This is a genomic window from Paraburkholderia mimosarum LMG 23256 = NBRC 106338 (assembly GCF_000739815.1).
Classification (GTDB): Bacteria; Pseudomonadota; Gammaproteobacteria; order Burkholderiales; family Burkholderiaceae; genus Paraburkholderia; species Paraburkholderia mimosarum.
On sequence record NZ_BBJJ01000302.1, the window covers coordinates 1 to 1347 of the forward strand.

General features: G+C 59.6%; 1 protein-coding gene. It reads right to left on the bottom strand.

All coding sequences use genetic code 11. The features are described 5' to 3' along the window. Window positions 1–348 precede the first annotated feature (348 nt). The coding region (locus BMI01S_RS37540) for an IS110 family RNA-guided transposase (RefSeq protein WP_042293488.1) at window positions 349–1347 on the bottom strand (999 nt) is incomplete at its 5' end.

Here is a 1347-nt window from a genome sequence, read left to right on the forward strand (position 1 = left end):
CTATGAGCAGTCGTTTGTCAAGCCCTTATCGAGCTAACCTCTCGACCGACGTGTAAGTCCTTCCGCTGCATCACAGAATGAACGGTTTGTATTGCCAGTTAGCCGCGATGGTCTGAAGCCGGTTCTAGCGCTCGTGAGACTTGACGTCTCACCACCTTCTATCCGCTGGTGTGACTCCAGCCTCATCCTGCATGCGCGTTACGCCGTATTAAACTTCGGGAACATGCCCCATCTAACGAATCGGTTGCATTCAGCAACCTGGAACTTTGACGGGCATGTTCACTTCAGACTGTATTCGCTTCCTTCTGCATCACCTACTCATCATTCGCGGTACTGAACTTTGGTATCTTATGCCGCTTTCAACCGTGCTCCTTCTGGAATCACTCCGTCCTTCAGGTATCGCCATAGCGCAATCACCAGACGTCGTGCGACCGCAACGATTGCGATCCGTCGCGCGCGGCGATTGGGACCGGTGCCTGATGTTCGTTGCGAGAACCAATGCGTCAGGACGCTCTCCGGCTGGTAACGGATCCAGGACCATGCCATCTCGATCAGCAGTGCCCGCACTCGCCGGTTACCCTGCTTGCTGATGCCCTGGTCGACTTGGCTCTCACCACTGTCATAAGGCTGAGGGGCGAGACCCACGCACGCACCGACCTGCCGGCGGTTGCTGAACTGCCGCCAGAACAGTTCCAGTGCCAGTCGCGAGCCGCCAACCGCCCCTATGCCGCTCAGGCGCGTGAGGCGATCGATTCGCTCGCGCGCGGACTCGGGCAGACTCTCGAGCCGTGCCTTCTCCAGTGTCGCCAGTTGCTGTTCGACGAGCGCCAGTCGTTCGCATTCGCGCAGCAGCCGTTGCTGCAGTTCCAGTGGCAGTGGCGTACCGTCATGGCACCGTACGTCACCGCGTGCCAGACGTTCGGCGAACTTCCGGCTGTCGACTTCACCCCAGCAACCGAGCGTGACCAGTAGCTTGCGCATGCGATCCCGGTGTTGCAGGACTTCCTTTTGCAGTTGCCCACGGTCGCGTATCACGTGGCGCGACGCCTCATCCTGCAGCGACGGCACACGGATCGCACGCATGCGATCGCGTTCACCATGCAGCCACGCACGCAGGTTGATGACCAGCCTGATTACATCCAGCCGGTCCGTCTTGGCGCGCCGCTTCTGGCGTTCAACAGGGATGCTCGCGGGATCGACGACATAACATTCGATCCCGCGAGCCTGCAAGGCACGATAGATCCAGAACGCGTCCTGGCCGGCCTCATAGCTTACGACAATCCGTACTTCGGCCGGCAACGCCCATTTCTGCCGGTGCTGTTCAATCAGGGACAGCACCGCCTGCAT